The organism is Mycolicibacter sp. MU0083 (genome assembly GCF_963378075.1).
Lineage (GTDB): Bacteria > Actinomycetota > Actinomycetes > Mycobacteriales > Mycobacteriaceae > Mycobacterium > Mycobacterium kokjensenii.
The window spans coordinates 2,346,427-2,370,718 of the sequence record NZ_OY726394.1; the positions used below are offsets into that span (position 1 = coordinate 2,346,427).

General features: G+C 68.7%; 20 protein-coding genes. 2 read left to right on the plus strand and 18 right to left on the minus strand.

From position 1 onward, the window contains the following. Positions 1-102 precede the first annotated feature (102 nt). From pyrF to pyrR, 7 genes are all read right to left on the minus strand, one after another. The gene (pyrF, locus tag RCP38_RS10790; RefSeq protein WP_308472968.1) at positions 103-933 is read right to left on the minus strand and encodes an orotidine-5'-phosphate decarboxylase; all 831 of its coding nucleotides are present in this window, start codon (positions 931-933) and stop codon (positions 103-105) included. After that, positions 933-4,274: a carbamoyl-phosphate synthase large subunit gene (gene carB / locus RCP38_RS10795; protein ID WP_308472969.1), complete on the minus strand. Its 3,342-nt coding sequence runs from the start codon at positions 4,272-4,274 to the stop codon at positions 933-935. The genes pyrF and carB overlap by 1 nt, the downstream gene beginning before the upstream one ends. Positions 4,275-4,392: 118 nt before the next feature. Continuing rightward, positions 4,393-5,514, minus strand: a complete 1,122-nt coding sequence (gene carA, locus RCP38_RS10800; RefSeq protein WP_308472970.1) for a glutamine-hydrolyzing carbamoyl-phosphate synthase small subunit — start codon at positions 5,512-5,514, stop codon at positions 4,393-4,395. Beyond that, positions 5,514-6,035 (minus strand): PH-like domain-containing protein, encoded by a 522-nt coding sequence (locus RCP38_RS10805; RefSeq protein WP_308472971.1) that lies wholly within the window; start codon positions 6,033-6,035, stop codon positions 5,514-5,516. The genes carA and RCP38_RS10805 overlap by 1 nt, the downstream gene beginning before the upstream one ends. Further along, on the minus strand, positions 6,032-7,324 hold the full coding sequence (locus tag RCP38_RS10810) for a dihydroorotase (protein ID WP_308472972.1): 1,293 nt from the start codon (positions 7,322-7,324) through the stop codon (positions 6,032-6,034). The genes RCP38_RS10805 and RCP38_RS10810 overlap by 4 nt, the downstream gene beginning before the upstream one ends. Then, positions 7,321-8,292 carry an aspartate carbamoyltransferase catalytic subunit gene (locus RCP38_RS10815; RefSeq protein WP_308472973.1) on the minus strand — a complete coding sequence of 324 codons (972 nt, stop codon included), beginning with the start codon at positions 8,290-8,292 and terminating at the stop codon, positions 7,321-7,323. The genes RCP38_RS10810 and RCP38_RS10815 overlap by 4 nt, the downstream gene beginning before the upstream one ends. Next, the gene (gene pyrR / locus RCP38_RS10820) at positions 8,289-8,861 is read right to left on the minus strand and encodes a bifunctional pyr operon transcriptional regulator/uracil phosphoribosyltransferase PyrR (protein ID WP_308472974.1); all 573 of its coding nucleotides are present in this window, start codon (positions 8,859-8,861) and stop codon (positions 8,289-8,291) included. The genes RCP38_RS10815 and pyrR overlap by 4 nt, the downstream gene beginning before the upstream one ends. 187 nt (positions 8,862-9,048) lie before the next feature. On the opposite strand from pyrR, the gene RCP38_RS10825 reads away from it, so the two are divergent. After that, the gene (locus tag RCP38_RS10825; RefSeq protein WP_308472975.1) at positions 9,049-10,254 is read left to right on the plus strand and encodes a serine hydrolase domain-containing protein; all 1,206 of its coding nucleotides are present in this window, start codon (positions 9,049-9,051) and stop codon (positions 10,252-10,254) included. A gap of 7 nt (positions 10,255-10,261) precedes the next feature. Here the strand turns inward: RCP38_RS10825 and RCP38_RS10830 are convergent, their stop codons facing one another. The 7 genes from RCP38_RS10830 to RCP38_RS10860 are packed head-to-tail and all read right to left on the minus strand — an operon-like array spanning position 10,262 to position 18,063. Then, entirely contained in the window at positions 10,262-11,422 is a 1,161-nt protein-coding gene (locus tag RCP38_RS10830) for an acyl-CoA dehydrogenase family protein (RefSeq protein WP_308472976.1), read from the minus strand. A gap of 6 nt (positions 11,423-11,428) precedes the next feature. Beyond that, complete coding sequence (locus RCP38_RS10835) at positions 11,429-14,125, minus strand: fumarate reductase/succinate dehydrogenase flavoprotein subunit (protein WP_308477207.1); 2,697 nt, start codon at positions 14,123-14,125, stop codon at positions 11,429-11,431. 11 nt (positions 14,126-14,136) lie between these two features. Continuing rightward, positions 14,137-14,868, minus strand: a complete 732-nt coding sequence (locus RCP38_RS10840) for an ABC transporter ATP-binding protein (protein WP_308472977.1) — start codon at positions 14,866-14,868, stop codon at positions 14,137-14,139. Next, a complete protein-coding gene (locus RCP38_RS10845; RefSeq protein WP_308472978.1) occupies positions 14,865-15,680 on the minus strand; it encodes an ABC transporter permease in 816 nt (271 codons plus the stop codon). The genes RCP38_RS10840 and RCP38_RS10845 overlap by 4 nt, the downstream gene beginning before the upstream one ends. Before the next feature lie 26 nt (positions 15,681-15,706). Then, positions 15,707-17,071: an ABC transporter substrate-binding protein gene (locus tag RCP38_RS10850; protein WP_308472979.1), complete on the minus strand. Its 1,365-nt coding sequence runs from the start codon at positions 17,069-17,071 to the stop codon at positions 15,707-15,709. Between the two features lie 24 nt (positions 17,072-17,095). Further along, positions 17,096-17,323 (minus strand): 4Fe-4S dicluster domain-containing protein, encoded by a 228-nt coding sequence (locus tag RCP38_RS10855; protein ID WP_308472980.1) that lies wholly within the window; start codon positions 17,321-17,323, stop codon positions 17,096-17,098. After that, complete coding sequence (locus tag RCP38_RS10860) at positions 17,320-18,063, minus strand: GntR family transcriptional regulator (RefSeq protein WP_308472981.1); 744 nt, start codon at positions 18,061-18,063, stop codon at positions 17,320-17,322. Before RCP38_RS10860 ends, RCP38_RS10855 begins: the two co-directional genes overlap by 4 nt. Before the next feature lie 258 nt (positions 18,064-18,321). Here RCP38_RS10860 and RCP38_RS10865 point away from each other — a divergent pair, with 258 nt between their 5' ends. Beyond that, positions 18,322-19,263 (plus strand): ERCC4 domain-containing protein, encoded by a 942-nt coding sequence (locus RCP38_RS10865; protein WP_308472982.1) that lies wholly within the window; start codon positions 18,322-18,324, stop codon positions 19,261-19,263. A gap of 3 nt (positions 19,264-19,266) precedes the next feature. On the opposite strand, the gene RCP38_RS10870 is transcribed toward RCP38_RS10865, so the two are convergent. Genes RCP38_RS10870 through RCP38_RS10885 form a run of 4 tightly spaced genes read right to left on the minus strand, consistent with a single transcriptional unit; the run spans position 19,267 to position 24,281 of the window. Next, positions 19,267-22,002, minus strand: coding sequence for an aminotransferase class I/II-fold pyridoxal phosphate-dependent enzyme (locus RCP38_RS10870; RefSeq protein WP_308472983.1), 2,736 nt, complete (start codon positions 22,000-22,002; stop codon positions 19,267-19,269). A 39-nt stretch (positions 22,003-22,041) separates the two neighbouring features. Further along, a complete protein-coding gene (nusB, locus tag RCP38_RS10875) occupies positions 22,042-22,578 on the minus strand; it encodes a transcription antitermination factor NusB (protein ID WP_308472984.1) in 537 nt (178 codons plus the stop codon). Between the two features lie 2 nt (positions 22,579-22,580). Then, positions 22,581-23,144 carry an elongation factor P gene (efp, locus tag RCP38_RS10880; protein ID WP_308472985.1) on the minus strand — a complete coding sequence of 188 codons (564 nt, stop codon included), beginning with the start codon at positions 23,142-23,144 and terminating at the stop codon, positions 22,581-22,583. A 15-nt stretch (positions 23,145-23,159) separates the two neighbouring features. Next, a complete protein-coding gene (locus RCP38_RS10885) occupies positions 23,160-24,281 on the minus strand; it encodes an aminopeptidase P family protein (RefSeq protein ID WP_308472986.1) in 1,122 nt (373 codons plus the stop codon). Positions 24,282-24,292: the final 11 nt, after the last annotated feature.

Below are 24,292 nucleotides of genomic sequence, written 5' to 3' on the forward strand. Positions count from 1 at the left end.
GACGCCGACGGTCCGCATTGCGATCGAATTCGCACCTCACGGCGTGTCGCGCGTGTCGCGCCGGCTACAACTACGCCGCGTAGTACCGGCGCCGGGGGTCGGCTATCCGGCGGCCAGGTAGGCCACCGCGTCACGCAGCCGTTCGGCCGCGGCCCGCAACGCCGCGACGTCCGGGCCGGCCCGCAGTACCTCACGGGAGACAGCCGGCAGCAACGTGGCCGAAGCGGCCCCTCCCAGGCCCGCCAGGTCCTCGGGACGCCCGCCCTGGGCCCCGATGCCCGGAATCAGCACCGGGCCGCCCAGAGCGCTCAGATCGGGCACCTCGCGCAGGGTGGCCCCGACCACCACACCGACCGAGCCGTGCGCGGCTCCCGCCGCCCGATTCGCCGCCGCCGCCGCGTCGACGATCGCCTGTGCCACCGTGCGACCGTCGGCGTCCCGGGCACGTTGCACACTCGCGCCTTCCGGGTTGGAGGTGGCGGCCAGCACGAACACCCCCCGGCCGTGCGTCTCCGCCGTCTGCAGCAGTGGCTGCAACGATCCGAAGCCCAGGTAGGGCGAGGCGGTGACCGCGTCGGCCACCAGCGGGGACTCCCCCGCCCAGGCCGCGGCGTAGGCGGCCATCGTGGTGCCGATGTCGCCGCGCTTGGCGTCGGCCAGCACCAGCACCCCGGCGTCACGCAGCGCCGCGGTGGTGCGCTCCAGCACGGCGAAACCGGCCGATCCGTACGCCTCGAAGAACGCCACCTGCGGTTTGACGACGGCGAATCCGGTGAACGCCGCCACGCAGGTCTCGCTGAACGCGGCCAGCCCGTCCGGCGTTGCCGGCAGCCCCCAGGCGGCCAGCAACTCCGGGTGTGGATCGATGCCCAGGCACAGCGGCCCGCGGGCCGCCGTCGCAGCGGCCAGTCGAGCGCCGAACCCGGCGGTCACTACTGCCCGCCGAGGGTGCTGTGCAGCTCCTGCAGGGACCGCACCCCGATGTCGCCGCGGATACCGGCCTCGATGCCCTGTACCGCGGCGGCCGCACCCTGCACCGTGGTGATGCACGGGATGTTCATGCCGACCGCCGCCGAACGGATCTCGTAGCCGTCCACCCGCGGACCCGAGTTGCCGTAGGGGGTGTTGATCACCAGGTCGACGTCACCGGCCCGGATCGCGTCGACCGCGGACTGCAGCGGCTGATCTCCGCTGGGTTCCTCGAAGTGCTTGCGCACCAATTCGCACGGAATACCGTTGCGGCGCAACATCTCCGCCGTCCCCTCGGTCGCCAGAACCCGGAAACCCAGGTCGGCGAGCCGTTTGACCGGGAACACCAGGGAACGCTTGTCGTGGTTGGCCACCGACACGAAAACCGTGCCCTGGGTCGGCAGCGACCCGTAGGCGGCAGTCTGGCTCTTGGCGAACGCGGTGCCGAAGTCGCGGTCGATACCCATCACCTCACCGGTGGACTTCATCTCCGGACCCAGCAGCGAATCGATGCCCGAACCGTCGGCGCGGCGGAACCGGTGGAACGGCAGCACCGCCTCCTTGACGGCGATCGGCGCGTGCGGGCCCACCGTCGCACCGTCCCCGGTGCTCGCCAGTAGGCCCTCGCCGCGCAGTTCGGCGATGCTGGCGCCCAGCATGACCCGGGCACACGCCTTGGCCAGCGGTACCGCGGTCGCCTTGGACACGAACGGGACCGTGCGGCTGGCCCGCGGGTTGGCCTCCAGGACGTAGAGCACATCGTCTTTGAGGGCGAACTGCACGTTGAGCAGTCCGACCACGCCGACGCCGTGCGCGATGGCCTCGGTGGCCCGGCGGACCTTCTCGATGTCGCTGCGGCCGAGGGTCACCGGCGGCAGGGCGCACGCCGAGTCGCCGGAGTGGATGCCGGCCTCCTCGATGTGCTCCATGATCCCACCGATGTAGACCTCGGACCCGTCGCACAGGGCGTCGACGTCGATCTCGATGGCGTCTTCCAGGAACCGGTCGACCAGCACCGGGTGCTCGGGTGAGAGCTCGGTGGCCCGGGTGATGTAGCCGTGCAGCGTCTCCTCGTCGTAGACGATCTCCATGCCGCGGCCACCGAGCACGTAGGAGGGCCGCACCAGGACCGGGTAGCCGATGTCGGCGGCGATCTTGCGGGCCTGCTCGAACGTGGTCGCGGTGCCGTAGCGCGGCGCCGGCAACCCGGCGCCGGTCAGCACGTCGCCGAACGCACCGCGGTCCTCGGCCAGGTCGATGGCCTCCGGGCTGGTGCCGACGATGGGGACTCCGGCGTCGGCGAGGCGCTGGGCCAGCCGCAGCGGGGTCTGCCCGCCCAGCTGAACGATGACGCCGACGACGCCGGGACCGCCCTGCCCGGACTGCTGTTCGGCGTAGTACACCTCCAGCACGTCCTCGAACGTCAGCGGTTCGAAGTAGAGCCGGTCGGCGGTGTCGTAGTCGGTGGAGACCGTCTCGGGGTTGCAGTTGACCATGACGGTCTCGAACCCGGCCTGGCTCAACGTGATCGCGGCGTGCACGCAGCTGTAGTCGAATTCGATGCCCTGGCCGATCCGGTTGGGCCCGGAGCCCAGGATGAGCACCTTGGGTTTGTCCTGCTGGGGTGCCACCTCGGTCTCGGCGGCGGGATCGAGCTCGAACGTGCTGTAGTGATAGGGCGTCTTGGAGTCGAACTCCGCCGCACAGGTGTCGACGGTCTTGAACACCGGGTGGATACCCAGCCGGTTCCGCAGCAGCCGTACCCCATCCTCGCCGGCCAGTTCCGGGCGTAGCACCGCGATCTGGTGATCCGACAGACCGCTGTACTTACAGCGGCGCAGCAGGTCGGCGTCGAGCACCGGGGTGTCGACGACCTCGGCGCGCAGCGCCACCAGGCCGTTGATCTGTTCGACGAACCACGGGTCCACCCCGGAGGCTTCGGCGACTTCTTCGACGCTCGCGCCCAACCGCAGCGCCAGCTCGATGTCGTAGAGCCGGCCCTCGGTGGGAACCCGCAGCCGCTGCAGCACATCGGCGACGGTGCCCTCGGAATCCGGTTTCGTCCAGAACCCGGCGCGGTCGGTCTCCAGTGATCGCATCACCTTGCCGAGGGATTCGATGAAGTTGCGGCCCAACGACATCGCCTCGCCCACCGACTTCATGGTGGTGGTCAACCGCGGGTCGGCGCCGGGGAACTTCTCGAACGCGAAGCGCGGCGCCTTGACCACGACGTAGTCCAGCGCCGGCTCGAAGCAGGCCGGGGTCTCCTTGGTGATGTCGTTGACGATCTCGTCGAGGGTGTAGCCGATGGCGAGCTTGGCCGCGATCTTGGCGATCGGGAAGCCGGTGGCCTTGGAGGCCAGAGCGCTCGACCGCGACACCCGCGGGTTCATCTCGATGACGATCAGCCGGCCGTCTTTGGGGTCGATCGCGAACTGGATGTTGCAGCCGCCGGTGTCGACGCCGACCTCGCGCAGGATCGCGATGCCCAGGTCGCGCATCTTCTGGTATTCCCGGTCGGTCAGCGTCATCGCCGGGGCGACGGTCACCGAGTCACCGGTGTGCACACCCATCGGGTCGACGTTCTCGATCGAGCAGACCACCACGACGTTGTCGTTGCCGTCGCGCATCAGCTCGAGTTCGAATTCCTTCCACCCGTAGATGGATTCCTCGATCAAGACGTTGGCCGTCGGCGAGGCGGCCAGGCCGTCGCCGGCCATCCGGGCCACCTCCTCGAGGCTGGAGGCCAGCCCGGAGCCCAGGCCACCCATGGTGAAGGAGGGGCGCACGACGACCGGCAGGCCCAGTTCGGCGACGGTCTCCTCGACCTCGGCCATGGTGTAGCAGACCCTCGAGCGGGCCGACTCGCCGCCGACCCGCGCGACGATGTCCTTGAACTGCTGGCGGTCCTCACCGCGCTGAATGGCCTCGAAATCGGCCCCGATGAGCTCGACGCCGTAGCGTTCCAGCACCCCGTTCTCGTGCAGCGCGACCGCGGTGTTCAGCGCGGTCTGCCCGCCGAGGGTGGCCAGCAGGGCGTCGACCTTGTTACCGCGCTCGGCCTGCTGAGCCAGCACCTTCTCGACGAATTCCCAGGTGATGGGCTCGACGTAGGTGTTGTCGGCGTATTCCGGGTCGGTCATGATGGTCGCCGGGTTGGAGTTGACCAGGCTCACCTGCAGGCCTTCGGCCCGCAGCACCCGGCAGGCCTGGGTTCCCGAATAGTCGAATTCGCAGGCCTGGCCGATCACGATCGGCCCGGAGCCGATCACCAGGACGTGGCTCAGGTCGGTGCGGCGCGGCACTAGCAGTCTCCTTTACTCACTGCGCGAGCGTGCGCAGATGTACGCCCAGGCGCGGCGTGTCGTGTACAGACACGCACGCTCGCGCGAGAAGGGTTGGGGTTGGGGGTGGCGATGGTGCTCACTTCTCCCCCGCCATCAGGTCGATGAACTGGTCGAACAGGCATTCCGCATCGTGGGGTCCGGCGCCGGCCTCGGGGTGGTACTGCACCGAGAAGGCCCGCCCGTCGGCGAGCTTGACCCCCTCGACCACACCGTCGTTGGCGCAGGTGTGGCTGATCACCGCCGGCCCGAAGTCGGTCTCGAACCGCTGGCCGGCCTCGCCTTCCAGGGCGAATCCGTGGTTCTGCGCAGTGATCGCCACCCGGCCGGTGCCGTGGTCGATCACCGGGACGTTCATGCCGTGGTGGCCGAACGTCAGCTTGTAGGTCTTCAGTCCCAGGGCCCGGCCCAGGATCTGGTTGCCGAAGCAGATGCCGAACAGCGGGATCCCGGCGTTGAGCGCCTCGCGGGTCAGCGCGACCAGCCGGTCGGCGGTGGCGGGGTCACCGGGGCCGTTGGACAGGAACACCCCGTCCGGGTTCAGCTCGGCGATCCGGGCGAAGTCGGTCGACGCCGGCAGTATGTGGGTGCGGATACCGCGCCGGGAGAAATTCCGCGGCGTGTTGATCTTGATCCCCAGATCCAGGGCGGCCACGGTGAACCGGCGCGCACCTTCGGGTTCCACCACGTACTCGGCATCGGTGCTGACCTCGTCGGACAGGTCCGCGCCCAGCATCGCCGGCTGTTCGCGCACCCGGCGGACCATCTCCTCCGGCGACGCGAGCGCGGCACCGGAGAACACCCCGGCCTTCATGGAGCCGTGGTTGCGCAGGTGGCGCACCACGGTGCGGGTGTCGATGCCGGCGATGCCGACGATCCCCTGCCGCACCAGTTCGTCTTCGAGGGTGCCGGTGGCCCGCCAGTTCGACGCCCGCGGCGACGGGTCACGGACCGCATAACCGGCAACCCAGATCTTTCCGTCGCGGCTCTCGCAGTCCTCGGGGTTCCAGCCGGTGTTGCCGATCTGCGGGGCGGTGGCCACCACGATCTGCCGGTGGAAGCTGGGGTCGGTCAGCGTCTCCTGGTAGCCGGACATGCCGGTGGAGAACACCGCCTCGCCCAGGGTGTGTCCCACCGCCCCGAAGGAGGTTCCGGTGAACGTCCTACCGTCTTCGAGGACCAGCACCGCATGTGCGTTCATTACTCGTTGTCGCCTTCCAGCCAGCGGGTGTGTTCGGTGCGGTCATCCGCACGGAACCCGGTGTCGATCTCGGTGCCCGACGGCAGCCGCCAGCGGATCGCCAGCACTCCGTCGTCGGGCCGGGTGGGCAGAGTGGGAATGGCGCGCCCCACGATGCCGCGCTCGGTGCGGACCGCTAACACCGCGTCCTGCGGTATCCAGATCGGCCGAGCACCACTGCGCTGCACCATGATTCCCTCGGGGTAGCGGGTCAGCACCGCCTTGGTGCGGTACCCCAGGTCCCCGACCACCACCCGTTCGTTCCATTTCGGTGCCAGCGTGCAGCCCAGGTACTGGCCGCGGGTGGCGGCGACGGTGGGTGCCCCCACCGTGTCCGGAACCGCGGGCAACGTCCCGATGACCGCCAGCTGCAGCTCACCCCGGCGCTGCCAGCCGCGCATCATCGACCGGATCACCACGCCGATCAGCACCGCCAGCACGAACGCGAAGATCAGCGAGCCGATCAGCGTCGGTGTGTTCATGCCGGGCTCTTCCCGTCCCGGGCGGTGATCCGGCCGCGCAACAGGGTCGCGGTGACGGTCGCGGGCAGCGTCATCGCCTCATAGGGCGTGTTGTCCGAGCGGCTGGCCAGTTGCGCACCGGTGACCACCCAGGTCGCGTCGGGGTCGACCACGGTCAGGTTGGCCGGTTCGCCGACCTCCAGCGGGCGACCCTGATCGGGCAGGCCGACGATCTGCGCCGGCCGTTCGCTCATCACCCGGGCCACGTCGCGCCAGGTCAGCAGGCCGGTCTGCACCATCGTCTCCACCACGACCGACAGCGCGGTCTGCAGGCCCAGCATCCCGGGCCGGGCGACGGAGAACTCGCAGCACTTCTCGTGCTCGGCGTGCGGGGCGTGGTCGGTGGCCACGCAGTCGATCACCCCGTCGGCCAGGGCCTGACGCAGCGCGGCGGTGTCGCTGGCCTCGCGCAGCGGCGGGTTGACCCGGTTGACGCCGTCGTAGTCGGCCAACCGGCTGTCGTCGAGCAGCAGGTGGTGCGGCGTCACCTCGGCGGTCACCGAGATACCTTGCCCCTTAGCCCATTTGAGCAGCTCGACCGTTCCGGCGGTGGATGCGTGGCAGATGTGCAGGCGTGCCCCGGCATCCCGCGCCAGCAGCGCGTCGCGCGCCACGATCGACTCTTCGGCCACCCGCGGCCAGCCGGCCAGCCCCAGCCGGGCGGCGTTGGGGCCCTCGTGGGCGACCGCGCCGACGGTCAGCCGGGGCTCCTCGGCGTGCTGGGCGATCAGCACGCCCAGCCCGGTGGCGTACTCCAATGCCCGGCGCATCACCAGCGGGTCGGCTACGCAGAGACCGTCGTCGGAGAACATCCGGACCCCGGCGGTACCGGCCGCCATCATGCCCATCTCGGTCAACTGGGTGCCGCCGAGTCCGACGGTGACCGCCCCGACCGGGTGCACATCGACCAGCCCGACCTGCTGCCCGCGCTGCCAGACGTGGTCGGTGACCACCGGCGAGTCGGCGACCGGATCGGTGTTGGCCATCGCGAAGACCGCGGTGTAGCCGCCCAGTGCCGCGGCCGCCGAACCGGTCTCGATGTCCTCGGCGTATTCCCGGCCCGGTTCGCGCAGGTGGGTGTGCAGGTCGACGAAGCCGGGCAGCAGCACCTGACCGGGCGCGTCGATGACCTCGCAGCCCTCGGGTGCGGCCAGTCCGGTCCCGATCCCGGAGATCTGGCCGTCGGTGACCAGCACGTCGACCCGATCGCCTTCGCCGTAGCACCGCACTCCGCGGATCAGAACACTCACAGCGCCGCTTCCTCTCCGGCCGCCCCCGCCGACTCGCGGCCCACCAGCAGATGGAACAACACCGCCATCCGCACGTGAACACCATTGGAAACCTGTTGCAGCACAGCCGACTGCGAGGAATCCGCCACCGACGACGAGATCTCCATGCCGCGCAACATCGGACCCGGGTGCAGGACCACCGCGTCGTCGGAGAGCAGCGCCCGACGCTTCTCACTCAATCCGTAGCGCACCGAATACTCCCGCGGCGACGGGAAGAATCCGCCGGTCATCCGTTCGGCCTGCACCCGCAGCATCAGCACCGCGTCGGCGGCCGGGAGTTCGGCGTCGAAGTCGCTGGTGACGGTCACCGGCCAGTCGGCCACGCCGACCGGCAGCAGGGTCGGCGGCGCCACCAACACCACTTCGGCGCCCAGCGTCGACAGCAGTCGCACGTTGGAGCGGGCCACCCGAGAATGCACGATGTCGCCGACGATCACCACCCGCCGGCCCTCGATGCCGCCGAGCCGCTGCCGCAGCGTGAGCGCGTCCAGCAGCGCCTGGGTGGGGTGTTCGTGGGTGCCGTCACCGGCATTGATCACCGCCGGCCCGCCGTCCTCGGCGTTCCCGGTCCATTCGGCGAGCAGATGCGCCGCACCCGAGGCCGGATGCCGGATGATCAGCGCGTCGGCGCCGGCCGCCCGCAGCGTCAGGGCGGTGTCGCGCAGCGACTCCCCTTTGTTGACCGAGGACCCCGACGCGGAGACGTTGATCACGTCCGCGCTCATCCATTTGCCGGCCACCTCGAAGGAGACCCGGGTGCGGGTGGAGTTCTCGTAGAACATGGTGATCACGGTGCGCCCGCGCAGCGTCGGCAGCTTCTTGACCTCGCGTCCCACCAACGCCTCGGCGAAGCGGTCGGCGTCGTCGAGGATCGCGGTGGCCTCGTCGCGGCTCAGGTCGCCGGCCGCCAGCAGGTGTCGGGTACTCATCGGGTGATCACCACCTGGTCGCGTCCGTCGTGTTCGGCCAGCAGCACGTGCACGCTCTCCCCGCGGGCGGTCGGCACGTTCTTGCCGACGTAGTCGGCGCGGATCGGCAGTTCCCGGTGGCCGCGGTCCACCAGCACCGCCAGCTGCACGATCCGGGGCCGCCCGACGTCGCGCAGCGCGTCGAGGGCGGCGCGCACCGACCGGCCGGCGAACAGCACGTCGTCGACCAGGATCACGCAGGCGTCGTCGATGCCGCCGGCGGGGATCGAGGTGGATTCCAGCGGCCGCGGCGGCTGGCGCATCAGGTCGTCGCGGTACAGGGTGATGTCCAGCGCGCCGTGGCCGATCTGCACGCCGCAGAATTCGCCGATCTTGGCGGCCAGCCGCTGGGCCAGTGTGACGCCGCGGGTGGGGATCCCCAACAGCACCACCCGGGGTGCATCGGGACTATCGGGGTCGTCCAAAGCGGTCTTCTCGATGATCTGATGTGCGATCCGAGAAACCGTGCGACCCACATCCGCCGAGGACATCAATTCCCGGTCGGTGCTGGAATTACCGGCAGCGCCCATGCGAAACCGCAGGACCTCCTTCTCCGCCTCACGGGACGGCTCTTTAAAGGACGTCTAACTGCCGGGTAGCTTAGCATCCGTTCGCGGGTTCTCCGGTGCGAGCGTGCGCCGATGTACGCGCGACCGCGGCGTGTCGGGCGCAGACACGCACACTCGCCCCGAAGGCCGTGACCGCTAGCCTGATCCGGTGAACCTCGACCTCAACCAGGCCCCGCTGCGCGAAGCGTGTGACACCGGCCTGCTCTCCGGTGTGGTGACGCTGGTCTGGCAGGACGGCGCGGTACGGCAGGTCAACACCATCGGCCATCGCGACGTCGGCGCCGGACTTCCGATGACCCGCGACACGGTGTTCCGCATCGCCTCGATGACCAAACCGATCACCGTGGCCGCCGCCATGACCCTCGTCGACGAGGGCCGGCTGCGCTTGACCGACCCGATCGCCCGGTGGCTGCCCGAGTTCGCCGCACCGCGGGTGCTGGTCGATCCGACCGGGCCGACCGACGGCGCCACCGTGGCGGCCCGGCGCGCACTCACCGTCGAAGACCTGATGACGCACCGCTGCGGGATCGGCTACGGATTCTCCGTCTCCGGGCCGATCTCCCGCGAATACCAGCGGCTGCCGTTCGGGCGCGGCCCCGACGCCTGGCTCACCGCGCTGGCCGCACTGCCGCTGGTGGATCAACCCGGCGACCGGATGACCTACGGGCACGGCACCGACGTACTCGGGGTGCTGCTGGCGCGGATCGAGGGCAAGCCGCTGCCGCAGGTGCTCGACGAACGGATCCTGGGGCCGCTGGCGATGACCGACACCGGGTTCTGTGTCTCCCCCGAGGTGCGCCGCCGCAGCGCCACGATGTATCGCCTCGACGGCGACACGCTGCGCGACGACGCGATGGGTCCGGTGCCGATCAGCCAACCGGCTTTCCCCAACGCCGGCGGCGGGCTGATGTCCACCGCCGACGACTACCTGGCGTTCGCCCGGATGCTGCTGGCCGACGGCGTGGTCGACGGCACCCGGATCCTGTCCCCGGAGTCGGCGCGGGCGATGCGCGCCGACCGGCTCACCGACGAGCAGAAGCAGCGCCCCTTCCTGGGCGCGCCGTTCTGGATCGGCCGCGGATTCGGGCTGAACCTGTCGGTGGTCACCGATCCGGCGAAGTCGCAGACCCTGTTCGGGCCCGGCGGTGCGGGCTCGTTCGGCTGGCCGGGCGCCTACGGCACCTGGTGGCAGGCCGATCCGGCCGCGGATCTGATCCTGATCTATCTGGTCCAGAACGCCCCGACGCTGACCACCGAGGCGGCCGCGGCGGTGGCCGGCAATACCTCGGTCGCGAAACTGCGGGTGGCGCAACCGAAATTCGTGCGTCGCACCTACTCCGCGCTGGGGTTGTGAGCCCAGCTCAGATCATCGCGATCGGTGAGATCTTCACCCCGGCTTCCAGCGCACCGGCCAGTTCCCGGGCGGTGTCGTAGTCGAAGACCACGTGTCCGCAGATCACGTCGACGTCGCGTTTGGCCCGCTGCAGCGGGTTGGCGGTGAACTGCGCGCTGGCGCCGGAGGCTTCCAGGAGATCGGCGATGACGGCGCGGGATTCGTGCACGATGTGCGCGGCCGCCGCCCGGGCGTCGGCGCGAACCGCGCGACCGATCCGTTCCCGGGCGTCCACCGCGGCCTGGATGCGGCCGACAGTATGGTCGAGCAACCCGTGCAGCGCACGCAACCGGACGCGTGCGTCGGCGAGCCGGATCTGCGCGGCCGGCTGATTCTTCTGCGCCACACCGGAATAGGCCAGCACCCGGTCGGCGAGGCGTTGGGCGAACAGGTCGGCGACCCGTTCCGCGGATCCCAGGGCGGGCATCGCGGCCACCAGTGCCAGCGCCGGCACCATCGGCCAGCGGTAGGCCGACCCGTCGTGCAGCGCAGCGCCCGGCGCGGTGCCGGAATAGATGTCGAGGACACCGACGACCCGGTGCCCCGGCACCACCGCGTCGGTGATGACGACGTCGTTGGAGCCGGTGGCCCGCATTCCCGCGGTGTGCCAGACGTCTTCGATGCGGATGTCGGCCGCCGGCAGCAGCACCAGCGCCGGATACGGCGCCTGGTCGGGCCCGCAGATCGCGCCGACCATGATCCAGTCGGCGTCGGCCACCCCGGTCGCCCACGACCAGCGCCCGGACAACCGGATACCGTCACCGTGCGGCACTCCGCGGCCGGTGGGTGCCAGCGGTGCCGGGCACAGCACCGGCCCGGCGCCGAACACCTCGTCCTGGGCCTGTTCACCGAAGAGCGCCAGCATCCAGTTGTGCAGCATGTAGAAGCCCAGCGTCCAGGCGCTCGACGCGCAGCCGTGCGCCATGCACCGGATCGGGTCCAGGATTTCCGGGAAGTCGGCCTGCCGGCCGCCGTAGCGCTCCGGCAGCAGCAGGCCGGCCAGCCCGGAGTCGCGGAACTCCTCGACGGTGGCGGCCGGCAGCCGGCGCAGTTCCTCGGCTTCGGCGGCCCGTTCGGCCAGCCGGGCGATGAATTCTTCGGTCACCCCGGGTGCCGACGTGGTTGCCATGCCGAGTCAGCGTAGTGACCCGGCCGCCTGGTGTAGTGCACGGCGCGCATACGCACGGACGTCGGCGTCATTGTCCTCGATGGCAACACCCAACGCCTCCCGGGCAGCCATATCGCATTGCGCCCAGTGGGTCAGTCCCAGTACGGCGGCCTTGCGTACATCGAGATGCGGGTCGGCGAGCACACCCGTCAACAGCGGCACCGCAGTCGCGGCAGGCGAACCGGCCAGTCCCCGGGCAGCGCCCACCCGTACCTGCCAGGCCGAATCACGCAGGGCTGTCTCGATGACCGTGATATCGCCCGAGTCACTGCCGATCTCGCCGAGCGCGGCCAGAGCCGCCGCCCGCACCAGCGGATCCGGATCGCCGATCAGACACCGAACGGCCTCGGCTCCGCTACGCAGCGTGGCCAACGCGTTGGCCACGGCGATACGCACCTCGCGATTGGTGTCGCCGACGGCGGTGGCCACCGTCTCGGCGTCATCGACCGAGACCAGGGCTCGCACCGCTTCGATGCGCACACGGTGGTCGGGATCTGCCAGAGCGGCCCGGTAGTGTTCCCTATCCCCGGCACGCCTGCTGGACAGCAGATAGAGCACACATGCCCGTACCACCGGGTCCGGCGAATCTCGTTGCGCAACAACCAATGCCGGATCTGCCACGACCTCGACCAGTTCGCGTACCCCGTCGGCCGCAGTCCGGCGCACCGCGGCGTCGGCGTCGGCGAGCGCGCCGTAGAGCGCGGCGGCGTAGCCGTCCGGAGTGTGTTCGGTCAGTGCGGCGACCGCAGTGCGTCGTACCGCCGGATCGGGATCGGCGAGGAACCCGGCCAGATCCGCCAGGTCCGGCTCGTCCAGCGCGACCACGGCTGCGATCCGCGGGGACGGTGGCTGCACCTCGGCCGAGCCGGTGACCCGCGATCGCGCATTCGCCGGTGCCTGGCTGCCGGCCAGCGGCGGCTGGGCCACCGCGCGCACGGTCTGATCCACCGGCGGTAGCCCATCGAACTCGGGAACCGGAACGATATACGGCGCGACCGGCCGCTTGAGGAATTCCATGGCGCCGTTGTCCCGCTTACGCACATTGAGGTGGTAGCCCCACAGCTCGTCGTCGCGCCCGGGCAGATCGGCTCGCTCGTGATAGAGGCCCCATCGGGATTCAGTGCGGGTCAGTGACGACCGTGCGGCCAGCTCAGCGCAGTCCCGGATGAACGACACTTCGACGGCACGCATCAGTTCGTGCGGGGTTCGGGCGCCCATCTCGGCAATCTCGCCGCGCATCCGCTCGAAGGTCTGCACCGCCAGTGACAGCTTGGCAGCGGATTTCGGCGGCGCCACATAGTCGTTGACGAATCGTCGCAGTTTGTACTCGACCTGCGGCTGAGGTGGGCCGTCCGGATGACGCAGCGGACGATAGATCAACTCATGGGCGTCGGCGAGCTGCTCGTGGGGCAGCTCCCCCGGCGCTTCCAGCCCGGCCAGCGTAGACGCCGCGTGCGCCCCGGCCAGATCGCCGAATACGAATGCTCCGATCATGTAGTTGTGCGGGACGCAGGCCAGATCACCGGCCGCGTACAACCCCGGAACCGTGGTGCGAGCGTGCTCGTCCACCCATACTCCCGACGCCGAATGCCCTGAGCACAAACCGATCTCGGAGATGTGCATCTCGATATCATGCGTCCGGTAGTCGTGGCCGCGATTGGCATGAAAGGTGCCGCGGGTAGGGCGTTCGGTGGTGTGCAGGATGCTCTCCAGCGCCGACAGCGTCTCGTGGGGCAGGTGCGACACCTTCAGATAGATCGGCCCCCGCGCGGAGTCGATCTCAGATTTGACCTCGGCCATCATCTGCCCGGACCAGTAGTCGGAGTCCACGAAACGCTCGCCCAGTGCGTTCACCTGATACCCGCCAAACGGATTGGCCACATACGCGCAGGCCGGACCGTTATAGTCCTTGATCAGCGGATTCACCTGAAAGCATTCGATGCCGGACAGCTCAGCTCCGGCGTGATAGGCCATCGAATAGCCGTCACCGGCGTTGGTGGGATTCTCGTAGGTGCCGTACAGATAACCCGACGAGGGCAGACCCAGCCGACCACACGGCCCGGTGGCCAGGATCACCGCCTTGGCCCCGACCGCGACGAAATCACCGGTTCGGGTGTTCAAGGCGGCCGCACCGACTGCCCGGCCCTCTCGGGTGAGCACCCGGACCGGCATCAGCCGGTTCTCGATGCGGATCTTCTCCCGCATCTTGCGTTGCCGCAGCACGCGGTAGAGCGCCTTCTTGACGTCTTTGCCCTCCGGCATCGGCAGCACGTAGGAGCCGGAGCGGTGCACCCGGCGTACGGCGTATTCGCCGTGTTCATCCTTCTCGAACTTCACGCCGTAGCGCTCCAACCGCTGCACCATGGCGAATCCGCGGGTCGCGGTCTGATATACCGTGCGCTGGTTGACGATGCCGTCGTTGGCGCGAGTGATCTCGGCGACGTAATCCCCGGGTTCCGCTTTGCCGGGGATCACGGCGTTGTTCACACCATCCATGCCCATCGCCAGTGCCCCGGAGTGACGGACATGGGCCTTCTCCAACAACAGCACCCGCGCGCCGTGCTCGGCGGCGGTGAGTGCGGCCATCGTTCCGGCGGTTCCGCCCCCGATCACCAACACGTCACAGTCCAACCGCTGCGGCGCCGTGACGTCGGGAATCTGCATGAACGACTGGGTCATGGGTGCTCCAATGCGGTGAGGATGGCGGCGCGCAACTCGGGTTCGGCGCGCGCGCTGCGTGGTTCGGGTACGTCGATGAGTGCTCGCAGCGGCTGCCCGGCGCGCCCGAGCACCGCCACCCGGTCCCCCAATGCCAATGCCTCATCGACGTCGTGGGTGACAAACACGATCGTGGTGGGATGCGACCGCCAGGTCTCGATCAGCAGTGCCTGCATGGCGGTGCGAGTCGCGCTGTCCAGAGCGCCGAACGGTTCGTCCATCATTACCGCGCGCGGCGCACCGGCCAGCCCCCGTGCCAGCTGCACCCGTTGCCGCATCCCCCCGGAGAGGTTGTTTGGCAGGTAGTCGCCGAAACCGGTCAGTCCCAGCTCGACGATCCACCGGTCGGCTTGGAGTCGGCGGCCGCTGCGCGGTACGCCACGCAGCCGTAACGCCAGTTCGATGTTGGAGCGCACCGATCGCCACGGCAACAGTGCGTTGTCCTGGAACACCACACCCCGGTCCCCGGAGGTGGTCCGCACCGCGGCGCCGTCCGCCAGCACCTGCCCTCGATCAGGCGCCAGCAGTCCGGCCAGCGCACGCAGCACCGTCGACTTGCCACATCCGGACGGGCCGGTCAGTACCAGGATCTCGCCGGGGCACACGGCCAGACTCAGGTCGTCGATCACGGCGGTTTCGGTGTAGGACAGCCGAACCCGATCCAGTGCCAGGCTCATACCGGCGGTCATCGCGCGTCCAGTGCGCTACGGGGTAGCCAGCGAGTCAGCCGCCGCCCGACAACCTCCACGGCCGCCGAGGTGGCGAAGCCCAAGACACCGATGGTGATGATCCCGACGAAGACCTCCGGATAGGCCAGCACTGTGTAGGCCTGCCAGGTCCGGTACCCGATGCCCAGCCGCCCGGAGATCATCTCCGCGGAGATCACGCAGATCCACGACACACCCATTCCGACTGACAGGCCGCCGAACACGCCGGGCAGGATTCCAGGAATCACCACCTGGCTCAACACATCCCATCGCCCACCGCCCAGCGTGCGCACGGAGTCCTCCCACAGCGTCGGCAACGCACGTACCGCGTGGCGGGTACTGACCAGAATCGGGAAGAACGCGGCCAGAAAGGTAATGAACACGATGCCCTGTTCGCCGGCCGGGAACAGCAGGATAGCTACCGGAACCAACGCTATCGCCGGGATCGGCCGAACCAGTTCGGTCAGTGGGCCCAGCACGTCGGCGGCCAGTCGGGAGCGACCCAAGAGAATTCCGGTGGCCACGCCGGCCCCCGCGGCCAGACCAAATCCGGTGAGGATCCGGACCAGCGACTGGGCCAGATCCAACCAGTACGCCTCGGTGCCCAGCCGGTTCAGCAAGGTGGCGGATATCTCACCAACGGTGGGCAGGGTGTCGAAGCGCAGCCAACAGCGCACGTCGGCGACGGTCAGCAACTGCCACACGCCGACCGCGAAGGCCACCGACATCAACCGGACCAACCATGAGTGCCCGGATTTCCGGGGGCGCGCCACCGCATCGTATGTCGCCGACACCGGCTGTGCCCCGGTTACCACCGCGGTCACACCCCACCTGCCAGTGCCTGCCGGTAGTCCAGCACCACGGCGCCGGGGTGGCCGGCAGCGTAGCGTCGAGCCCCCGAGGCGGTGTCGAATGCCAGGTATCTGACCCCGTCGCGAACCCAGGCCGACTTGTCGGCAAACCAGCGGGTACCCAGCTCGGCATCGTGCACATAAGCCGCGCGGATCCCATCGCCGCGTGCTTCGGCGGCCCGCACAGCGTCGAGTAACCCATTGGAATCGGCCACGGGCACCGTGGTTTCGGATCCGTCGAGCCAGAGTTCCCCGCCGTTCGTGACGGGCTTGTCCAGTGCAGCTGATGCCTTGTCGTAGTCCAGCTTCCGATCCCTGAATACCGCCCGTAGCGGTCCGTCCTCGACGAATCCGTCCACATCGAAGTCGCCGAGGCCATCGAAGTCGCCGATCGACTTCAAGTAGGGCACGTCGTTCTTCAATGCCGCGACCAGCTCCGGTTTGAGGGTGGTGTCGAACGAGGTACCGCCGGGACCGTTGTAGAGATAGACGACTTCCTGCGGCAGACCGCTCCCCTCGGCGACGATGCGGGCCGCCTCCAAAGGTTTACGGTTCAAAAATTCCGTTGCATCCAGCTGAGCCTGCAGGAACGCGTCAAGCACCTCCGGGTGAGCCTGCGCGTATCCACGACGAACCACCACACCGTGCAGCGTCGGGTAATCGAGTTCGGCACCGTCGTAGAGCAGTCGCGCTCGGTCCTGGTATACCAATAGGCCCGGCCAGGCCACGAACTGCGACAGGCCCTGAATCTGACCGGATTCCAATGCCGCGGCACCGACCTGAGGCTGCTGGTTGAGGACCTCGACCCCCGTCGTACCCGTACCGGCCAGGGCCCGCATCAAGGTGCCGTGGCCGGCCGAGCCGACGCTGGCCGACACCTTGGCGCCGGCCAGGTCGGCCAAGGTACCGGCGTCCGAGTCGGGCCTGACCACCACCATGTTCAGTGCCCCGGCCCGGTGGTACGCGGTCAGAGACACGATCGCGGTCCGAGCCTGCTCGTTGCCCTGGGTCCGGACGCCGTTGATCAGCATCGGGTAGTCGCCCATCGAGCCGATGTCGATCTTCTCGGCGAGCATCTGCGCGGTGATCGGAGCCCCGGTGTCGTAGTCCTGCCAGTCGACCCGGTAGCGGGTACCCGTACGGCCGGTGATGTCGGCGAGCCGACGTTCCAGGTAGCCGCGAGCGCGCAACAGCGTACCGGCGGTGGCGGTGTTGATGGTCTTCGACTGGTAACCGATCACCACGTCGACGGAATCACCCGCCGGGGCGGATTCCAGCGAGCAGCCGGCCACGACGAGGACCGTCGTGGTTAGCAGAATCAAGAACTTCTTCATGAAACACCTTGTAGATCAGGGCTTTTAGCGAAGGAGGTAAGGCATGTTGACGGTAACCGCGCCGGTCGGACAACGGGCCGCGCACGGGCCGCAGTACCAGCACTCGTCGACATGCATGAAGGCTTTGCCGTTGTCCGGGTTGATCGCCAGCGAATCCAGCGGGCAGATGTCGACGCACAGCGTGCAGCCCTGGATGCACAGCGACTCGTCGATCGTCACCGGAACATCGGAACGGTTGTTGACCAGTGTCATGGATCACTCCTTGTCAGGGTGCCGCGCATGGTGACGCGGTCACCGCGCAATCGGATGTATTCGAGGTCGACGGGCCGGCCGTCTTCGAGGCCGGTGAGCCGCTCCAGCATCAGTAGTGCCGCGCCGCCGGGCAGCTGCAGCAGGGCCGCGGCGTGCGGGTCCGCCGGGATCGCCTCCAGCGCCAGAGTGGCATCGCCCAGGCGTTGCCCGCTGATCTGCTCGATCAGCGGAAACACGTCTCGAAACTCCAGCGGATGGGCCAATACAGCCATACCGATGTCGGGTACCAGGTAGGTCTGGTCCAGGCTCAGCGGTAGGTCACCGAGGTAGCGCAGTCGTTCGATGAACACCACGTCGGCTCCGGCGGCCAGCCCCAGCCGTCGGGCCACCGACGGCGGGGCGGCCACGGTCGCGGCCGCCCGCACTTCGTTGCGTATCTCGGCGTACCCATCGAATGTCTCCTGCAGGCCTCGCAATGCGTCCAGTCCGTGGTCGTACTTGTGTTGCGCTACGCGCGTGCCGGTCCGGGGACCGCGATGGATCAGCCCTTCAGCCTTCAGCCCGGCCAGGGCCTCGCGAACGATGTTGCGGGAAACCACGAACTCCGTGGCAAGCTCCGCCTCACCGGGAAGCTCGTCCCCGTATGCGCCGGCGTGGATCTGATGACGCAGCAGGTCGGCGACCTGCCGGGACCGGTCGGCCCGGCGAAGCGGTTGCGGTGATACACGGGCTTGGGCCATGCGGAAACGCTAAAGGCGCGACAACCTCCGACGACAGCGCGGCGAATTCCGATGATCGACGGCTGCATTCATTGCGCCACCGGGAACCTTGTGGCTGCCTGCGGATATTCACGGCCGCACGCGCATTGCGCCGCAGGCTCGCCCACCACCCGGTTAACAATCGCGGTGAGGTAAACCACCTCGGCATCGGACCCTCGCGCCGGAACTCGCAACCCGCCCCACTAACGGATGAGCCGCCGTTGCCCTAGCCTCGCCGCTGTGGAGTTGCTCGTCGTCGCCAACCCCGACCCGGATTCCCGACTGCCCTACCTGATCCGCTTGCCGTTGGGCGGCGGTCTGGTGTTCGCGACATCGGACACCTGGCCGCGCACCAAAGGGTTGTACTGCCACCGCCTCGACATCGCCGACTGGCCCGCCGAGCCGGTGATCGTCGACCGGGTCGCACTGAGCAGTTGCACCCGACGGGGTGCCGCGATCGACGTCGTCGCCGCGCGCTCCCGCGAGAATCGCTCGCAACTGGTGCACACCATGGCCCGCCGCCGGCAGATGGTGTTCTGGCAGAGCCCCAAGACCCGCAAGCAGTCCCGACCCGGGGTACGCACTCCGACCGCGCGGGCCGCGGGCATCGCCGACCTTGCCGTCACGGTCGACGCCCACGAACGATATCCGTATACGTTCGCCGACAAGCCGGTGACGACCACCCGCAAAGCACTGCCGTGCGGCGACTACGTGCTCTACATCGGCGAGGACCTGATCGCATCGGTGGAACGAAAATCCTTGCCCGACTTGGTTTCCAGCCTGTCAAAGGGAACACTCAAATACCAGTTGACCGAGCTATCAGCACTACCCCGAGCCGCCGTGGTGGTCGAAGACCGCTACTCGGAGGTGTTCACCCTCACCTTCGGCAACCCGGCCAAGGTCGCCGACGGATTGGCCGAGGTGCAGATCAGCTTCCCCACGGTGCCGATCGTGTTCTGCCAGACCCGCAAACTGGCCCAGGAGTACACCTACCGTTACCTGGCGGCCGCCCACAGCTGGTTCGGCGATGACGCCGACGCCGCGGAGGTGTTCGCTCCGTCGGCACAACCGAGCAGCGCCGAGTTGCGGGCATGGGCCACCGACAACGGATTCGCCGTCTCGGATCGGGGTCGCGTCCCCAAGACCGTTCTGCAGGCCTGGCACGAAGCCCACCGTCGCTGACCCCTACCCGGGTGTCGGCGAGCCGGCATAACGCTCCAGTGCCTCCTGGGTGAACACCGCCAGGCCCAGGTCGGGGTTGTAGCCGTGGATCTCCTTGACGTCGAGTTCGGCCAGGAAGTACAGAATCTCCTTGGAGATCATCTGCCCGGGCACCAGGACCGGGAATCCGGGCGGGTAGGGCACCACGAACGTCGTCGACACCAGCACCCGGCCGTCGGCGATGCGGCGGCCGGCGTCGCCGAGCAGCACGTGCTCGCGGTCGGACTCCTCATAGCCGCCGTAGAACGCCGACCGCATATCCCCGAACGTGCTTGCACCGCCGGGCCGGAACGCCGGCGCGAACGCACTGAAATCCGGGAGCGGCGGCAGGTCTTCGGTGATCTCGAGAGTGCGGCGCTGCTGCAACGCCCGGTCGTCGGTGCTGGCCGCATCCCATTCGCGGTCCAGTTCGCCGGAGACCCGGCGCAGCGCGTCGAGCAGGTAGTGCACGCTGGACCAGGTGACGCCGATGGTGAAGATCAACAGCACCGAGTTGATCGACGTCTTGTTGATCTGGATTCCGAACCGCTCCATCAGGATCTTCTCGCGGAAGTCGTAGCCGTTCATCCCGGTCTTGCCGACGAACAGCGTGACCCGGGTCGGATCGAGCACGAACTCGTCGGAACGCCACGCCTCGTTCCATTCCGCCAGTGCGCCCTGGCGGATCTCCCGGTAGGAGCTGACCGTGGACTCCCGGAATCGTTCGGGCACCAGGTCGTTCTCGTCGAGAATGTGGAACCACTTGCTGATCAGCCGGTCTTTGCGGACCCGGTGGCGAAACACCAGCGCCATGTCGTAGACCCGCCGGACCATCTGGAATCCCTCGATGTCCACCTGTCGCCGGGCCAGATCCAGCGATGCCAGCAGTTGCTGGTTGGGCGAGGTGGAGGTGTGGGTCAAAAACGCCTCGGCGAACGATTCGCGGGCCAGTGCATTGAAGTCCTGGTCTCGGACGTGGATCATCGACGCCTGCCGCAGCGCCGACAGCGACTTGTGGGTCGAGTGGGTGGCGTAGACGCGCACCCGAGCCGAGGGATGCGGCAGCAGGCGATGCCGGCTCCACTGGTCGCGGTCCACCCCCTCCATGGCGTCCTGCCAGGCCTGATACTCCTCGGCGTAGCGGGCGGTGCCCAGTTTGGCCTGCAGCCGCTCCGCGGCGACCATCGCGGTGCGTTGCCGGGCCCACGGCACCGCGGTGGCGAACGCGTACCAGGCCTCGTCCCACAGGAAGCAGATGTCCGGCTTGATGGCCAGGATCTCCTCCATCACCCGCTGCGGGTTGTAGACGACGCCGTCGAAGGTGCAGTTGGTCAGCAGCAGCATCCGGACCCGGTGCAGCTGGCCGGCGGCCTCCAGATCGAGCAGGGCGCGTTTGATGGTCTGCAACTCCACCGCGCCGTAGATCGCATACGGCGCCAGCGGGTAGGCGTCCAGGTACATCGGATACGCCCCGGCCAGCACCAGCCCGTAGTGATGCGACTTGTGGCAGTTCCGGTCGATCAGCACGATGTCACCGGGGCGGGTCAGGGCCTGCACGACGATCTTGTTCGCCGTCGAGGTCCCGTTGGTGACGAAGTAGGTGTGGTCGGCGTTCCAGGTCTTGGCGGCTTTGTTCATCGCCTCCCGGATGGTGCCGTGCGGGTCCAGCAGCGAATCCAGCCCGCCGGAGGTGGACGACGTCTCGGCCATGAAGATGTTGCGGCCGTAGAACTCCCCCATGTCCTGCAGCGAACGGGAGTTGAAGATGCTGGCGCCGCGGGCTACCGGTAGCGCGTGGAACTGTCCGACCGGCTCGGCGGCGTAGGCCCGCAGGGCATCGAAAAACGGTGTGGCGTAACGCTTGCGGATGCCGGCCAGCACGGTGCTGTGCAGGTCGGTGACGTCGTTGAGCCGGTAGAAGCTGCGGTCGTAGACATCCGGTTCGTCCGCGGTGTCGGCGGCGATCGATTCGTCGGTGAGCAGATACAGGTCGATGTGCGGTCGCAGCAGGCGCATCCACTCGCCGCATTCGATGGCGTCGTGGCCGCTTCCGACCGCCCCGGCGTCGTCGGCGGCACCCAGCAGCGTGTTCATCAGCGGAACCCGGTCGCGGGACCGCAACGGCAGATCGTGCCGCACGATCGCGGCCTGGATCTCACCGTTGAGCGCCACCGCGGTGACGGCGTCCTCGACGCTGGAGACCACCAGCAGTTCGATCTGCACCTCGTCGTCGGGGTTGCGTAGGCCGCGCAGGCTCTCCACCAGACTCTCGGATGCGTCCGGCGGTGAATCATCGGCCAGCAGCACGGTGTAGAACTGCTGCTGGCGCACCCGGGCCACCAGTTCCTGATCCGACAGCGGCGAGGAGAGGTCGAACAACGCCGCCCGGTCGCCGTAATCCGACAGCAGCCGCACCACCAGGGAGACCTGCTCGCTCAGCGACACCGTCGCCATGGCCTCCAGGTCTTCACGGAACGCCGCCAGGTTCGCCGCGCCCGGGAACAGCCAGTACCGCTCATAGGTGCCGATCCGGTCCAGCAGGCGTTTCACCCGGCCGACGTCGTGGGTGGTGTCCAGGCCGCCGCGGTCGGCCTCGGCCAGGCGCCGGCAGGCGTCGTCGAGCAGGTTCCAGGTGTCGACCCGGGAGTAGGACGGGTTGGCCACCGCCGCCAGCGCCGATACCCGCAACCGCCGATCTCGTAGGTCCCAGCTCGCATTCATGGGGCCAGTGTGCCCGTATTGCATCGGCGTGGGGCCGATTCAGTCCTGCGAGTCGGCGTCCGACCCGGCGTGCTCGTCGATCTCGTCGTCGACGCTGCGAGCCGGCGCTCCGGCCGCCCGGACCGCCAGCGATGCCGCCCGTAGTTGCGGGGTCACCAACATCACCTGCCCCAGTACGCCGTTGACGAAGCCCGGTGAGTCGTCGGTGGACAACTCCTTGGCCAGCTTCACCGCCTCGTCCACGGCGACCGGTTCGGGAACGTCCTCGGCGTGCAGCAGCTCCCAGATCGCGACCCGCAGGATCGCCCGGTCCACGGCCGGCAGGCGCTCCAGCTTCCAGCCCTGCAGATGCGAGGTGATCAGGTCGTCGATGTGGGCGGCGTGTTCGGTCACCCCGTTGGCCACGGTGATGGTGTAGGCCTGCAGCGGCGTCACCTCGGACTGCTCACTGGCCAGCGTCATCCGCAGCTGGGCACCCTGCGCCGGGGTCAGTCCCCGGGCCTCGGACTCGAAGAGCACATCGACCGCACGCTTGCGGGCCTGGTGTCGGCCTTTTACCGGCTTACCGGCGGGCATGGTCAGGAGTTGACCCGTCCCAGGTAGCTGCCATCGCGGGTGTCGATCTTCAGCCGGTCCCCGGTGTTGATGAACAGCGGCACGTTGATCTGCGCACCGGTCTCCACGGTGGCCGGCTTGGTGCCCGCGCTGGACCGGTCGCCCTGCAGACCCGGCTCGGTGTGGGTGACCTCCAGCTCGACGCTGACCGGCATCTCCAGGTACAGCGGCACCCCGTTGTGGAAGGCGATCTGCACCAGCATGCTCTCCAGCAGGTAGTTCGCCGCGTCACCGACCAGCGCCTCGGGCAGCGGGTGCTGCTCGTAGTCCTCGCTGTCCATGAACACGAAGTCGTTGCCGTCGCGGTACAGGTAGGTGGCGTCGCGCCGGTCGACGGTGGCGGTCTCCACCTTGACGCCGGCGTTGTAGGTCTTGTCCACGACCTTGCCCGACACCACGTTCTTGAGCTTGGTGCGCACGAAGGCCGGGCCCTTGCCCGGTTTGACGTGCTGGAACTCGGTGATCTGCCACAGCTGGCCGTCGATCACCAGTACCAGCCCGTTCTTGAAGTCAGCGGTTGAAGCCACGGTCTTGTCCGTCTCCTAGCAAATGGTCAGTTCCCTGGGGAACCGAGTCAGCAGTTCCGGGGGAAACCCGGTGGGTGCCGAAGGTCCACCGCCGACCACGAGCGTGTCCTCGATACGGACCCCGCCACGATCAGCCAGATAGACGCCGGGTTCCACGGTCACCACAGCACCGGCAAGCAGTGTACCGTCGGCCGCCGCATTGATTCCCGGCGCTTCGTGAATCCGTAGGCCCACGCCGTGGCCGAGCCCGTGACTGAAGGTCTCGGCGTAGCCGGCCTCGGCGATCACCGCGCGTGCGGCGGCGTCGACCTCGCACAACCGCGCACCCGGGTGCAGCGCCTGTCGGCCGGCCTGCTGCGCGGCCGCGACCACCTGGTAGATCTCGCGCTGCCAGTCGGCGGCGGCCCCCAGCACGAAGGTCCGGGTCATGTCCGAGTGATAGCCCGCGACCAGCGCACCGAAGTCGATCTTGACGAAGTCGCCGGCGGCCAGCACGGCATCGGTGGGCCGGTGATGGGGTACCGCCGAGTTCGCCCCGGCGGCCACGATCGTCTCGAACGACGGCGCGTCGGCGCCGTGGTCGAGCATCAGCGCCTCCAGTTCGCGGCTCACCTCGCGTTCGGTGCGGCCCGGCCGCAGCCCGCCGCGTTCCACCAGGTCGGTCAGCGCCGCGTCGGCGGCCTCGCAGGCGCGCCGCAACAGGGCCACCTCGCCGCCGTCCTTGACCTCGCGCAGCGCCTCCACCATGCCCGACGCCCGCACCAGTTCGGCACCGCCGGTGCCGGACTCCCCCGGCGCCACCGCGGCCGACAGCGCGTCGAAGCCGTCCACGGTCACCACGTGGGCTTCGAAGCCGATCCGGTCCGCCCCGGCCGCGGCCCGTTCGGCCAGGTGGCGGGCGCCGGCACGTTCGATGGCGACCTGCAGATCCGGGGCCTGCCGGGCGGCCTGGGTCCGGTAGCGACCGTCGGTGGCCAGCAGCGCCGGCCGGTCGTCGGCGTAGACCAGCAGCGCTCCGGCCGATCCGGTGAATCCGGACAGATAACGCACGTTGACCAGGTCGGTCACCAACATCGCGTCCAGGTCGGCGGCGTGTAGCGCAGCACTCAGACTCGCCCGACGGGAGGAATGTGTCACACGGCCCGACG